This is a genomic window from Rothia sp. P13129 (assembly GCF_048512865.1).
GTDB lineage: Bacteria > Actinomycetota > Actinomycetes > Actinomycetales > Micrococcaceae > Rothia.
This window is the reverse complement of record NZ_JBLXYA010000001.1, coordinates 333,131-347,389: the sequence shown is the minus strand read 5'-3', so window position 1 is coordinate 347,389 and position 14,259 is coordinate 333,131. Positions and strand designations below refer to the sequence as shown.

The following is a 14,259-nucleotide window of genomic DNA, read 5'->3' as shown; positions in this document are numbered from 1 at the left end:
ATCGGTGGTCAAACAACAATCAAAAGAACCTCCCACATCTACCGATCAACCTACCCCCCCAACATCTATTACGCGTAAGGAATCTAGCGCTATCCTCGGTGCGTCTGTTCTTTCTGCACTCTCAGCGTTCCTTGCTACAGTCATTGCAAAACATGCGCTACCTAGCGCTGACGTACCAGAATTTTTAGTGTTTTGGGCGCTACTCTTTGGTATTTACGGAATCATTGGAGGTATTGCCTCAGAGGCCACCCGTGCTGTCGGAGCTGCTCAACTTAACCCACCTGCAACACCTGGTGCCCGCCCTGCTGTTATCGCTTTAGGGATAGGTCTTGGTATTGCCATCATCGTGACGGCAACATCAGGTATTTGGATTCATTACTTCCTTTCTCAAGACCCCCAGTTTACTCTCGTCGCCATTGCGTTAGCTACGGTTCTATATGCTGTTCAAGTTGCTCTAAGCGGTAATGCTGCAGGTGAGAAAAAATGGTATCTTATGGCAACCATTAACGGTGGAGAGGCTACTTGGCGTTTCGTGAGCATGCTTGTTGTCGGTCTTCTTGCCGGATACCTTTGGGGTCTTGAAGCTGCTGTTATTTCGCCAGCATTACTCTGGATAGTCCTTGCTATATGTTCTTCTCATGCCCGTTCTGCCTTGGGGGCCAGAGGTGATGTGCCTGCAAAAACGCTCACCATAAACACCCTTATTGCAATGGGCTCAGCCGGCGCATCGGCTGCTCTTACCACAGGCTTCCCCCTCATGATGAAAGCCACTGAAGGAGCATCTTCTGGTACGCACTCAGATATGGTGCTAGGAGCGCTCATTCTGGCTATTTCGATTACTCGTTCACCTATTATGATTCCGCTCCAAGCTTTTCAAGGCGTGGCAATTTCTCTCTTTATCAAGCATCAGGATCGTCCTCTTCAAGCCATTGTCCGACCTGCTGGTGCTCTTCTCGGGGTGGGCGCTATTGGGGCGATCGCAGCTTATCTGATAGGGCCGTTCCTCTTCTTGGCGATTTATCATCCCAAACCAGAAGAAACCGTGGCGTACCAAGAAGTCGCCCAAGGACATATCCTCGCCCTTCTCACCTTTGCTTCAGCTATTATGGCGCTCTTAGTTCTTTCTGGAACACTTGTACTGGCAACAAACCTGCACCGAATCTATATCCTCGGGTGGGTTGGGGCGGCGTGTATTTCCCTCGGGTTACTCTTCTTACCTTTGCCGCTTATGGTGAGAGTGCTGATATCGCTTTTTGTCGGCCCCCTCAGCGGATTTAGTATTCACCTCATTGGAGCATGGCTGAACGCACGCGTGAGTCGCTAAAGCCCATAGGTTCTCTTGACATAGGCGCGATACACTACCCGATACAACGGTGGGCATAATTTTAGTAAAGTGGCAGCCGCACAAAAAATAGGATTAATAGAAATAATCTGATAAATCTGTGACCACCGAATCAGCTGACGATTACGAGATAGAATTTCACGCCCCTGAGCAGTGTCATTAAAAATTGCTTGCTGTGAGCTATTAAGAAAAGTGATAATCCACGAAACGTCGTAAGCCTTACGCCCTTGAATGGTGTTCAGGCGTTCCCCTAATAGCTCTGCTTGAGCCTGCATGAGAGCTAAGCTTTCTTCTACAGGGGTAATGCGTCCCCACGAAAGACCGGTCGACTCCATAAAATACTCATATTGGACTTCTGGAGTTGCTACAACCGTCTGAGCGTTAAGACATAATGCCAAGGTGACAAGAGCGTCTTCTCCACGATGAATATCTGGGCAGAAACGAACATTTTCAAAAAGAGAACTACGAATGATTTTGTCGCACAGATAAGGAGTGATTCTTCCACCTTGAAGAAGGTGATAAGCGGCTTCTTGTCCTAGGAAAGTCTCTGTCGGTTGGGTTGGGCGTGGGGTAACGGAACCATCTGGTTTAGCAATAGCTAAAACACTGGTCACAATATCGGCATCATAGCGCTCCGTATAAGAATGCAAAGATTCTAAAAAATGCGGGCGATACGTATCATCTGAATCAAGAAAAGCAACCCATTGCCCCCGAATGTGCTCTAGCCCCTGGTTGCGTGTTCGTGAAACCCCCTGATTCTGCGCATTATTGAAAAAACGTAGCCTTGGATCAGGGTTGTGGTGAAGAAATTGTTCAATAACCTGCGCTGAATGATCAGTTGCCCCATCTACGAGTATCAGCAACTCAAAATCAGGGTCACTTTGAGCGAGCACCGATTGAATAGAAGATATAACACGTTCAGCAGTGTTATACACCGGCATAATGATAGATGTGCGAGGAGCAGAAAAGCTCATGCAGAAGTTCCTCACGGGTAGGAAACGAAATATCGACAGCACACATTATATCCTTCACCGCTTGAAACAAAGGATGCGTCATGCAGAACCTTAAAAGTTATAGCGGACATCAGGGAGTGCTACATCTGAGTAGTGTAAGACCAAAGAGACTTAGCCAATTCCATACGCTCGTTGAACATAACGGGTATAAAACGTCTGGTAGACCTTCGGCGAAAGTTTAAATAAGAATGCGGCAGCACCAAAAACTGGACGTGTTCTAAGAGCTCGTACAACAATATGCCACGCTAATGCCTGTTGGCATTGTTTTAAATAATTCGGAGCGTTGGAAACACCTAAACGCAGAGCACTTTGTGCTCCATTGAGAAAAGCTAGACACCATGTAACGGCAAGAGCGTCCTGCTCTTGCTTGCTCCCTTGATGTATTTGAGTATTTTCTTTGAGATAGTTCATATACCGGTACATTTCTTGTATGGGCGGTACAGACCCCCACGTGACAGAATGCGGGTTTACGCTATAGAGGCATAATGATTCTTCAATAAAGCGCACTTTTCGCGCTTTTTGATAAATCGGAATAATGTAGGCGGCATCTTCAATACGGTTAATAGTGGGGAAGGTGTGTCCAGTTGCGGTGCTGGCACGAAAAATTTTGTCCCACACATAGGGTGTTGTTTCGTCGCGTAGAAGTTTGAGCATCGCTTCATGTCCCGTGAATATTCCAGTTTTTCCGCGGAGTCGGGTGCGTTGGTTTCCGTCTCGTGTGACGACATCATGAGCGCAGACAACAACGTCTATTTCATCGTTCGTCCAATGATGCATTCTTTCAAGAAAAGTTGGTGTGAAGGCATCGTCTGAGTCTAAGAAGGCAAGCCACTGTCCGCGAGCTTGAGAAAGTCCTCGGTTGCGAGTTTCGGATAATCCAATGTTCTGTTCGTTGAGGAAGTAGCGTACCCGTGAATCATTAACTTTTTTGAGGTGCTCTGTGATGATGTGATCAGCGTGGTCTGGGGAGGCGTCGTTAACGATGATGAGTTCAAAATCTGGGTCTGTCTGATGCAGAACGCTATCGATGGCACGGATAACCGCATGAGCGGTGTTGTAGACCGGCATAATAATGGTAGTTCGCACAGTCAATGAGTGCCCCCTTGTCTCAAAAGTACATGTACCCATGATTATAGGTGTTTTTAGAGTGTAGCTTGGACTTTAGAGGAGCTCTCTCATGTCTCGTGATGTGGCAAGGTCTTGTGGTTGGGTGTCTTTTGAGGAATGTCAGTAGCGAATAAAAGTGTTACAGACTTTAATGCTTCTTGGTTATTCTAAAATATGGGGTTATCTAGCTGATACGTTAGTTTTTTTAATTTTCTTCACGAGAGTACTCTAGGGGTTTTGTGTTAGTGGAGTCACGTTATAAGGTATTACCTATAACACGCACACTCAGCGTGTTGACCATATCACAAAGGTGTGATTGTACTACTACCGGAGGCATATTTTGCACGCTCGCGACGACGCATCAACAGAACAACTGACCACCCCAACATGGATCGATCAGTATTACCAATACACCTCTACAGAGGCAGAAGGAAATAACGTTCACAACCGCCAACGTCTCGCCCAAGAACACCGACGTCTATCACAGACCCGTCAACACGGCGAATCCCTCGTCAACACGCTACAGGACGAAACCTCCACCACATTACTCATCACCACCGATGATATGAGCTACCTCGTCAGCTCCATCACCGCCGAGATTGCCGCACACTACGGCGGTATTGCAACATTGAACCACCCCACCTTCATCGCTGAACGAGACCATAACGGAACACTCATCAGCCTAGAAGGAACAGGCGTAGAACAACCGGTCGTCAGCGGAGACACCGCAGCGTTACCCGTACTAGACCAAAAAACACCCTCGAACGGCAACACACTCACCGTAGAATCATGGATATCCATCCAGCTCATCAAAACTCTTGACCCACAAACGCAACAAGAACTCACAACACGTATTCACCAGATTCTCAAAAATGTACGTAGCGCCGTTACGGACGCTGACGCCATGGCACAACACGTACAAACCATCGCCCAACAACTCAGCGAGCGCACGAACACCACACAACAAACCTTTAGCGCCCATGACCCCATCCAAAAAATAAGCACTGCTCAAGAATTTCTTAACTGGTTAACCGAAGGAAACTTCTTGTTCTGGGGGATGGAAGAACGGCGCATTAACCCCGCAACAGCAACACTAGAGACCTCACCGCAGAATCGTTTAGGAATCTTTACCCAAAGCCAAGAACATCACGTCGAACTACCTGCCCTCGACATCACAACGGTGTATTCCCAACAGCCATTACACATCACGAAAGCGTATTCTCGCTCAACCATTCACCGTCACGAGTATCTCGACTATATTGGTGTCAGCATTGTGGACGACTCCGGTGCAATCATCGGAGAGCACGTTATCTTAGGGCTGTTCTCTGCTCAAGCGTATACACTGCCAGCTACGCAAACTCCATTGATACGAGAACGTATTAATTCTATTCGTCACCGACTCGGGTTCCACTGCTCCTCCCATTCAGAAAAAACTCTTACCGGAATGATCGAGCAGTACCCTAGAACAGAACTGTTCCACACCAACGTTGAAACTCTCAGCGAAACCTTCCGAGCCATCATGGGGCTTGAAGAACGACGCCTTACGAGGGTCTTTATCCGCCCCGATAGCTTAGGGCAGTTTATTTGTGCCGTTATTTTCTTACCGCGAGACCGTTATAACACTGGAGTCCGCCAACGAATCGAATCTGTTTTCTGCGAACAATTTGATGTCGCAGACATCGACTATGACGTACGTTTGTCGACTTCTTCCTTAGCTCGTCTTTTCCTTCGTATTCGGTTGAATCAACCCAATACGACCCTCGAGATTAACACTGAGGACATCCAACAAAGAGTCCAACGAGCTGTGCGCTCATGGTCAGAAGCAACTGCTTCGGCACTAGAAAAAGCCCAACCAGAAGATAAAGCCCGTACGATTTCTCAGCTATGGGCTGATGCGGTTCCTGCAACCTATCGTGCCGACTATTCCGTTGAAGAAGCCGTCAACGATGTTGACATCTTTGAAGAGCTCTCAACACAACATAAAAAGCCTGTAGCAGTCAGACTCTACACAAAAGATGGGCAAACTCGCCTCAAAACGTATCTCAATAGCCAACACACACTAACCGAACTGCTACCGGTTATGCAGAATATGGGGCTGATCGTAATCGATCAGCGACCCTACCGTATCACCCCTGCAGACGGGCGAGACTTTATCCTCTATGATTTCGGTGTGGTATTCCCTGAAGGGATTGATGCACAAGAAGTCGTAGATGTTTACGAACAAGCATTAAGCTCATTCCTTCAAGGACGCCGTGAAACAGACACCCTTGACCGTCTCATTCTCAAAGAAAAAATGAGTTGGAAATATGTGACTGTTCTGCGCGCTTACACACACTACCTTGGTCAACTTGGATGCGGATTCACCCCAGAATTCATGTCCGACACGCTGCTAGGGTACCCTGCTGTTACGAGTCTACTTAACGAATTCTTCGCTATCAGCTTCGACCCGAAACGCCAGTACAACACTGATGAAGAACGAGAACAAGCACGTCAAAAAACATGGGAAGAGCTCCTCTTAGAACTTGGTAAGATACCAACTCTTGACGCAGACCGTTTTATGCGTTCAATGGCTACCGTTATCGCAGCTACTTTACGCACTAACGCGTACCTACCAGATGAGTTCCTCGCGCTAAAAGTCTCTCCCGAATACATTGATTTTGCGCCTTTGCCTCGACCTAAATTTGAAATCTACGTGTATTCTCCCCGAGTAGAAGGCGTGCACTTACGCTTTGGCTCCGTTGCACGCGGCGGACTCCGCTGGTCTGACCGTCGTGAAGACTTCCGCACTGAGGTCCTTGGCCTTGTCAAAGCCCAGATGGTCAAGAACGCGGTTATCATCCCAACTGGAGCTAAAGGCGGGTTCTTCCCGAAACAGCTTCCTTCCCCAGCACAAAATCGTGACGCATGGATTGCAGAAGGACGAGAATCCTACAAAATCTTTATTCGTGCGCTCCTCTCTGTCACCGACAACCTGCGTATCGATGAGAACGGCGTAGAACACATCATCCGCCCCGAAGGTATTATTGCTCGCGACGCAGACGACTACTACCTTGTTGTAGCCGCAGATAAAGGGACTGCAGCGTTCTCTGATACAGCTAATAGCATCAGTGAAGAATATGGATTCTGGCTTGGTGATGCGTTCGCGTCCGGCGGCTCTATCGGATACGACCATAAAGCAATGGGAATTACCGCAAAAGGCGCATGGGAATCTGTTAAACGTCACTTTGCCGAACTCGGTAAAGACTGCCAACAAGAAGAATTTACCGCAGTAGGTATTGGAGATATGAGCGGTGACGTCTTCGGTAATGGAATGATGCGCACACAAACAGTCAAACTCCTTGCCGCCTTTGACCACCGCGACATTTTCTTAGACCCCAACCCCGACCCCGAAACCTCTTTCAAAGAACGCGTACGCCTCTATGAATTACCACGCTCCTCGTGGCAGGACTACGACCGTTCACTCATATCTGAAGGTGGCGGAGTCTACTCTCGCGATAGTAAATCTATTCCGCTGACACCCCAAGTACGCTCCGCCCTAGGTATTGATGAGGACATCACAGAGATGTCACCACCTCAACTGCTTTCAGCTATTCTCAAAGCTCCCGTTGAACTCATCTACAACGGTGGTATCGGTACATATATTAAATCGTCTGCAGAAACTCACGCAGAAGTTGGCGACAAAACCAATGACGCACTTCGTATCAATGGTTGCCAAGTACGAGCCACCATTATCGGTGAAGGCGGAAACCTCGGAATGACCCAACGCGGCAGAATTGAAGCAGCAGAAGCAGGGGTACTTCTCAACACTGACGCTATTGACAACTCTGCCGGCGTAGAAACCTCCGACCGTGAAGTCAACATCAAAATCCTAATTGACCGACTCATCGCTCAAGGCAAACTATCGCCAGAGGAGAGAGCAACATTTATTGAAGCTCAACGGGAAGATGTGGGCCAACAAGTTCTTGAAACAAACCGTGAACAAAATGTTCTACTCCAAGCAGAACGGCACGGTGTTATCCCAGGGGTAAGCGCCTACATTCGACTCATCCACGACCTTGAAAAACATGCCGGACTGGTGCGTGAAGTAGAGTTCATCCCTGACGACGAACACATCCGCGAACGCTATGAACAGACCGGAATTACTCTCACTAGCCCTGAATTTTCAGTGCTTACCGCATATGTCAAAATGCACCTCACTGCGGAGCTTTGCAAAACATCTTTTGCAGAAGACCCCTATCTGCACCGTATTTTGCAAGAGTACTTCCCTCCAGCACTTGTAGAGCGATTCGGAGAAGACCTAAACACCCATCCGCTACGTCAAGAAATTATCTGCACGCGGGTTGCAAACCAGATAGTGAACACTGCTGGTATTACGCATGTCTTTAGGGTTCAAGAAGAAACAGGCGCCAGCGTAGACACTATCGCACGAGCCTTCTTCGTTGCCCGTGACCTTTTCGATATTGACAAGGCTTCTACGGTGCATCGCGGGCTTCCTGCACGCACCCCGATTCAGGGTTGGCAGGCAACAATGCGAGACTGGCAACGCGTACTTGACCGCCTCGTACGCTGGTTTATCTCTGAGCGTTCTGTTGTTACAGGAGCACCAATCTTTGACATCATTAACACCTATTCAGAGGTTCTGCGACTGCGACGCAACCTCCCTGATTATCTTTCTGATAATTCTCGCGCTCGCGTTCGTGCTTTGCGTGAGCAGGGTGAGCAATGGGGTCTTCCTGAAGAATTGTTAGTTGTCTGGATTCGTGGTTTTGAAGGTTTCGCATTGATGGATGTGGTGCGGACTGCTCAGGCTCATCAACTCAGTGTTGATGCTGTTGCCCTGATTTACTTCTCGGTGTATGACCGTTTCGGAGTAGATTCTTTGTTGACGCTCATTAGCCGTCTGCCTCGTACTGACCGTTGGGAGATTCTTGCTCGTTCAGCTCTTCGCGATGACCTCTATGAGATTGCTGCTGGCCTTGCCCTAGCAATTTTGAAGGCTCAAGGTGAAAATGCCTCGGCTCGCTCGGTGGAACAAGGAGATTCTGCCGTTCAACAATGGGTCAAAGAACATCCTGTTCGTATGGAACGAGTTGATGATACTTTAGCTGAGGTAGTTCAGGCTGCTACTGGGTCTGATGGTCGCCCCCGTTTTGATGTGCTCTCTGTTGCGTTGCGTGCTTTGCGTGGTGCGTTGAACTAACAGACACTGTGGTTCAGGTGTGGAAGTCATCGCTATTATTTTGATCAATAGCGATGACTTCCTTGCATTTGTTGATGTGCTAGCACCCTTGGAATGAATCACAATGCTACTCTAGAATAGTTATGTCTTTACAAAAGGACATATAGACACTATCCCCAGCAAGGTTGATGATGGCTACTATAGATTTTCCTGCAATTACTATTGATCGTTCTTCCCCTATTCCCCTGTACCATCAGCTTGTTAACGGCATTAACCACCATATTGCTGAGGGAAAGATTCCTACTGGTTCAATGCTCCCTAACGAACTAGAACTTGCTGCTCAGCTGCATCTATCACGTCCAACTGTGCGTAAAGCTATGGATGAGCTTGTTCGTGGCGGGTTACTTGTTCGTAAACGTGGGGTAGGTACACAGGTTGTTTCAAACGAGATTCGTCGCCCCTTGAGCCTGTCTTCTCTATACAACGATTTGCAACGAAGCGGTATTGAACCAACAACACGTGTCATTACCTATGAAGTGGTTGAAGCTGATGAGCAAATTGCAGAGAAACTTGCCTTAACTGATGATTTATCGGTTTATCATCTGGTTCGTGTTCGTTACGAAAACGGTACTCCACTAGCTTTAATGGAGAACTGGGTTCCTGTTAGTGCGGTCTCTTTGACGGAGGACGAATTAAATGAACGCGGTTTGTATGAGCTCATGGGATCTCGTGGGGTGACGTTCTCTCTTGCTCAACAAAAAATTGGTGCCACTATAGCTAATAAGTATCAGGCGGTAGAGCTTGATACCCATGAGGGTGCGCCGTTGGTGACGATGTTCCGCACCACCATGAATGACACCGGTGTTCGTGTTGAAACAGGAAAGCACGTATACCGAGCAGACCTATATTCCTTTGAAATGACGCTTTCAAACTAAAATTCTGAACTCTACGATAGGAGAGTACCGTGACACAGCAGTGGTTCTACCCAGCAGGTTCTGCTTCCCAAGACCAATGGGAGGTTTCTTTAGGGGCTTCTGACTCTACAACGACTGTAGAAGGTTGGAAACATACTGGTATTCGTGTTGCTACTTTGGGGGAAGAGCCTCTGAGCTTAGATGCAGCAGATGAAGAGCGTATCATCATGCCCTTGAACGGTGATGTTCACGTCACGATAGGTGAGCAACAGTACCTTCTTGAAGGTCGCGAATCTGTATTCCACGGCCCTGCAGATATCTTATACACCGGTATTAATACCCCTGTGGTGATTAGCGGAGTCAAAGGTGCGCGAGTTTCTATTTCTTCTGCACCAGCACGTGCACACTATCCGGTTCGTCATGTTAAAAAGAGTGAGATTCCTGTAGAGCTCCGTGGTGCCGGTAATTGTTCTCGTCAGGTTCATAATTTTGGTACTCCAGCAGCATTAGAAGCAGACCGTTTCATTGTCTGTGAAGTGATTACTCCTGCTGGTAACTGGTCTTCATATCCTCCTCATAAGCATGATGTGGAGCAAGAAGGGGAAACTGCGTTAGAAGAGATTTATTATTTTGAGACTCGCCCTGCAGTAGGTGCACCGGCAGAAGCGCAGGACGCGATTGGCTACCAGCGTGTATATGCTTCAGATGAACGTCCCATTGATGTCAACGCTGAAGTGCGTACCGGTGACGTGGTGTTGGTGCCTTATGGTTGGCATGGGCCAGCCATGGCGGCTCCTGGCTACGATTTGTATTACTTGAATGTTATGGCAGGTCCTGGACCTGTTCGTGATTGGCTGATTAGCGATGACCCACACCATGGCTGGGTCCGTTCGACATGGGACAATCAGGAGATTGATCCTCGTCTTCCTTTCACCGCAGAACAATAAAAATATAATATGTCCAGAGGTGCTAAAGAATTATTCTTTAGCACCTCTGGCTTTAACATGATGGGGCAAAAACAATGCTGAATATTATAGGGGAGTACTCTCTAATTTCTTGGGCTCTTCTAGGATGTGCAGCCTTTTTAGTGGGTATCTCTAAGACGATGCTTCCGGGAGTTAATCTTATTTCTGTTATTATTTTTGCTTCTCTCATGCCAGCAAAAATATCAACGGGCGCATTATTAATATTGCTCATCATCGGCGATATTTCAGCGTTAGTAGCGTATAGAAAACATGCTCATTGGAAAACACTCTTGACCTTGGTGCCGGCTGTGCTTTGTGGCTTAGTTGTGGGTGCTGCGTATCTTTTTGTTTCTAATGATCAGGTGATTCGTCGTAGTATTGGTTGGATTTTATTGGCTTTGATGGTGCTGACTCTTCTTCAGCGTCAGAGCCGTCATTCAGCACAGAATACTTCGCAGAAGTTTGCTTGGTTTTATGGGGGACTTGGTGGTTTTACCACGATGGTCGCTAATGCTGGTGGGCCAGTCATGAACATGTATTTCTTGGCGCGCCGTTTTAACGTTCAGCTTTTCTTAGGGACAACAGCTTGGTTTTTTGCGGTGATGAACATGCTGAAACTTCCTTTTTCTGTGAGTTTAGGGTTGGCGAACCCTCACACCTTAACATTAGGTTTAGTCTTACTTCCCCTGCTGCTTCTGGGAAGTTTTATAGGTTGGTTTTATGCTCGACGTATTCCACAAAAAGTTTTTGAGCGTCTTGTCATTGTTGTGACGTGGGTGGGGGCTCTTTACCTAGTTTTCTAAAAAGTTTTGAGTATGCTTAAGGCTCTTTGAAACCGGTTTCCCCGCCAGTTTCAAAGAGCCTTAAGTATCTCTAGGAGTTATTTTCTTCTTATCGTTTGGAGAGGTCTTCTCCGCTGGCACTAGTGCCAGTAACAGGTTCCACTACCTGCCATGTCTGCGTTTCCGCAGAGTCTACTGCCGCTGAGATGACGCGGTTAGCGAGGAGTGCGTCGTGAATATCAGCGTGAATCTTTTCTCGTCCAAGATATGCTTGAAGGAATTTCTTCGCTTCAATAATTTTTAGGTCGTCATATCCCATGGAAGTTCCTGCCCCTGGCTGGAAGAAGGAGAAATCTCCAAAGCCTGGGCCGGCAAAAATACGAGTGTATCCAACTTGTTCGCCAGCTGATCCAAGAGCTAATTCGAGTTCGTTCATACGCTCAAAATCCCATTTGAGGGAGCCCTCAGTGCCGTAAATTTCAATAGCGTACTGGGCGCGTGGGCCAACACTCACACGAGAGGCTTCAAGAGTTCCTACCGCGCCTACGCCACCAAGACGTACTAAGAGTGCGGCGTAATCTTCATTCTCGACCGGTGCCATTTCACCATTTTCAATGACTGCGAAGTGGGTTCCGCTTCCCATAGGCAGTTTGGGGCGCTCGGTATGGACGGTGTGGGTGAGCGCACAGACCTCAGTGATAGGGCCGACGGTGTAGTGAATAAGGTCTGCGAGGTGTCCTAAAAGATCTCCTAATACGCCGGTACCAGCAAGGTCTCGTACGAAACGCCAAGAGAGCGCTCCGCGGGGGTCTGAAGAATAATCTGCAAAGAATGAACCACGAACGTTGGTGATTTTTCCAAGTTTTCCGTCGCTGATGAGTTGACGAGCGTATTCAATAGCTGGTGTGTTGCGATAGTTGAATCCAACGGCGGTGACTACACCACTGTTACGAGCTTCATCAACAATTTCTTGGGTTTCTGCCGCGGAGCGTCCTGCTGGTTTTTCAATCCAGAATGCTTTGCCTGCAGCTGCTGCTTCTTTACCGATTTGTGCGTGCAAGAAGTTAGGTGCACAAATAGAAACAACGTCAATATCGGGGTTTGCGAGGACGTCTTGATAGTTGGTTGTTCCACTTTCAAAGCCAAGAACGTTAACCGCGTAATCGACGCGTTCTTCGGAGGTATCTGCGGCTTGAACGAGTCGAGTTTTGATTCCTAGTTCTGGGTAGACCTGTGGAACTGCTGCGTAGGCTTTGCTGTGGACTTTTCCCATCCAACCGACACTGATAAGACCAACGTTGATGGTACGTGTTGTTGTCATGATGTGACCTTTTCAAAAAAGTAGTAGATGTGTAGAACTGAGGAAAATGGAACCGTAGCCCCTATGCCCATCGTGAGCAATAGAGGCTACGGAACATCAAGAGAGGTTATTCAGTGGTAGTTTATTTGTTCTTGACAATGTAGATAGCACCGGTAGTGACGCCAACTTCCACTTCTTCAAGGCTCTTACCGCGGGTTTCTGGTAGGAACTTGAACATTACGAACGCTGCGATTGCGTTGATGACGGCGAATCCGAAGAAGGTGGAGTTTAGTCCAACTGCTTTGAGGATTGAAGGGAACGCGAAGGAGATTGCAGCATTTGCAAGCCAGAGGCAGAGAACTGCGAAGCCCATACCGAATGCGCGAATCTGCTGAGGGAAAATCTCGGAGAGAAGAACCCATGTTGCAACGTTTAAGAAGGTCTGCATCGAACCGACGAAGCCGACGATGAGAAGCAAGAGAATGTAAGGGCGAGCTGCAGAGTCGGTAGGTAGTACCAATGCTGCAGTACCGATGAGGAGGTGGAAGATAGTAACCAAGGTGTAGCCGGTGATAACGGTGGTACGACGGTTAATTTTTTCCATCATCCATAATGCGATGAATGCGCCGATAACAGCGATGATACCGGGAGCGATATTAGCGATAAGAGCTGCGTTCTTAGAGAATCCAGATTCTTGAAGAACAATCTGACCGTAGTACATGATGGAGTTGATGCCGGTGAACTGCTGGAATACCGCAAGTGCAACACCAACAAGGACGATGCGAAGAATCCATTTGTCTTTGAGCATGGAGGACACGCTAGGAGCAACCATGGTGGATTCTTTTTCGAGGGTTCGCTGAATATCCTTAGCCTCAGCTTCAGCTCGCTTTTCGGAACGAATCTGGCGTAGAACTTCAGTTGCTTCATCGAGGCGTCCCTTAGAAACTAGCCAACGAGGAGATTCTGGAACGCGGAGCATGCCGATGAACAAGAATACTGCAGGAACTGCACAGATAGCGAGCATGATACGCCAGACACCATCAAGGTGGCCCCATACGTTGCCGATAAATGCGTTGATGACGAATGCTGCCAACTGACCGACAACAATCATCATTTCGTTGCGTCCAGAGAGGGAACCACGAATTTCGTAAGGTGCAAGTTCTGCAAGGAACACGGGAACGACGGTGGAAGCGCCACCGACGCCGATACCGAGTAGGATGCGTCCAAGGACGAGTAGGCCTAGGCTTGGTGCGAAGGAGCACGCTAATGCGCCGAGGAAGAAGATAATTGCGAGCCCCATGATGGTCTTACGACGACCAAATTTGTCGGAAATGCCACCGGAGAAGAGTGCGCCAAATGCTGCAGCGAAAAGGAGTGAAGAAGTAACGATACCTTCTGTTTTTTCGTTGAGGCCTAGCTCTTCTGACATAGGAAGTAGAGCACCGTTGATGACACCGGTGTCGTAACCAAAGAGCAAACCGCCGAGAGTTGCTACAACGGCGACCTGGCCGAGGCGTTTACTGTGAGGCCCCTTGGTGAGAGGCGGTAAGTTCGCCTCCGACGCACTAACAGAGTGTCCTGACATTATGACTCCTTCGTCTATAAGAAATGTCGATAGTAGATATATGAGGTTAAACGATAGTCTCTGTAGGCGAGC

Annotated in this window: 9 protein-coding genes; 5 read left to right on the top strand and 4 right to left on the bottom strand. The window is 48.0% G+C overall.

Going from position 1 to position 14,259, the window contains the following annotated elements; translation table 11 throughout:
- Positions 1 to 4 precede the first annotated feature (4 nt).
- The gene (locus ACN081_RS01640; RefSeq protein ID WP_419106743.1) at positions 5 to 1,324 is read left to right on the top strand and encodes a hypothetical protein; all 1,320 of its coding nucleotides are present in this window, start codon (positions 5 to 7) and stop codon (positions 1,322 to 1,324) included.
- Here ACN081_RS01640 and ACN081_RS01635 read toward each other — a convergent pair.
- Complete coding sequence (locus tag ACN081_RS01635) at positions 1,321 to 2,316, bottom strand: glycosyltransferase family 2 protein (protein WP_419102764.1); 996 nt, start codon at positions 2,314 to 2,316, stop codon at positions 1,321 to 1,323. The genes ACN081_RS01640 and ACN081_RS01635 overlap by 4 nt on opposite strands.
- Positions 2,317 to 2,466: 150 nt before the next feature.
- Positions 2,467 to 3,441 (bottom strand): glycosyltransferase family 2 protein, encoded by a 975-nt coding sequence (locus ACN081_RS01630; protein ID WP_419106780.1) that lies wholly within the window; start codon positions 3,439 to 3,441, stop codon positions 2,467 to 2,469.
- A gap of 361 nt (positions 3,442 to 3,802) precedes the next feature.
- Between ACN081_RS01630 and ACN081_RS01625 the strand changes: the two genes are divergently transcribed.
- The 4 genes from ACN081_RS01625 (at position 3,803) to ACN081_RS01610 (ending at position 11,323) form a co-directional block, all read left to right on the top strand.
- On the top strand, positions 3,803 to 8,662 hold the full coding sequence (locus ACN081_RS01625) for an NAD-glutamate dehydrogenase (RefSeq protein WP_419106742.1): 4,860 nt from the start codon (positions 3,803 to 3,805) through the stop codon (positions 8,660 to 8,662).
- A gap of 167 nt (positions 8,663 to 8,829) precedes the next feature.
- Positions 8,830 to 9,576 carry a GntR family transcriptional regulator gene (locus tag ACN081_RS01620; RefSeq protein WP_419101222.1) on the top strand — a complete coding sequence of 249 codons (747 nt, stop codon included), beginning with the start codon at positions 8,830 to 8,832 and terminating at the stop codon, positions 9,574 to 9,576.
- 29 nt (positions 9,577 to 9,605) lie between these two features.
- Positions 9,606 to 10,502, top strand: a complete 897-nt coding sequence (gene iolB / locus ACN081_RS01615) for a 5-deoxy-glucuronate isomerase (protein ID WP_419106741.1) — start codon at positions 9,606 to 9,608, stop codon at positions 10,500 to 10,502.
- 74 nt (positions 10,503 to 10,576) lie between these two features.
- Entirely contained in the window at positions 10,577 to 11,323 is a 747-nt protein-coding gene (locus tag ACN081_RS01610; protein ID WP_419106740.1) for a sulfite exporter TauE/SafE family protein, read from the top strand.
- Between the two features lie 88 nt (positions 11,324 to 11,411).
- On the opposite strand, the gene ACN081_RS01605 is transcribed toward ACN081_RS01610, so the two are convergent.
- Complete coding sequence (locus ACN081_RS01605) at positions 11,412 to 12,623, bottom strand: Gfo/Idh/MocA family protein (RefSeq protein ID WP_419106739.1); 1,212 nt, start codon at positions 12,621 to 12,623, stop codon at positions 11,412 to 11,414.
- Between the two features lie 121 nt (positions 12,624 to 12,744).
- Positions 12,745 to 14,187 carry a sugar porter family MFS transporter gene (locus ACN081_RS01600; RefSeq protein ID WP_419102759.1) on the bottom strand — a complete coding sequence of 481 codons (1,443 nt, stop codon included), beginning with the start codon at positions 14,185 to 14,187 and terminating at the stop codon, positions 12,745 to 12,747.
- Positions 14,188 to 14,259: the final 72 nt, after the last annotated feature.

Coding starts and splice junctions, on each gene's coding strand:
- ACN081_RS01635 (WP_419102764.1), bottom strand. CDS start 2,316: ATGAGCTTTTCTGCTCCTCGCACATCTATCATTATGCCGGTGTATAAC.
- ACN081_RS01620 (WP_419101222.1), top strand. CDS start 8,830: ATGATGGCTACTATAGATTTTCCTGCAATTACTATTGATCGTTCTTCC.
- ACN081_RS01610 (WP_419106740.1), top strand. CDS start 10,577: ATGCTGAATATTATAGGGGAGTACTCTCTAATTTCTTGGGCTCTTCTA.
- ACN081_RS01605 (WP_419106739.1), bottom strand. CDS start 12,623: ATGACAACAACACGTACCATCAACGTTGGTCTTATCAGTGTCGGTTGG.
- ACN081_RS01600 (WP_419102759.1), bottom strand. CDS start 14,187: ATGTCAGGACACTCTGTTAGTGCGTCGGAGGCGAACTTACCGCCTCTC.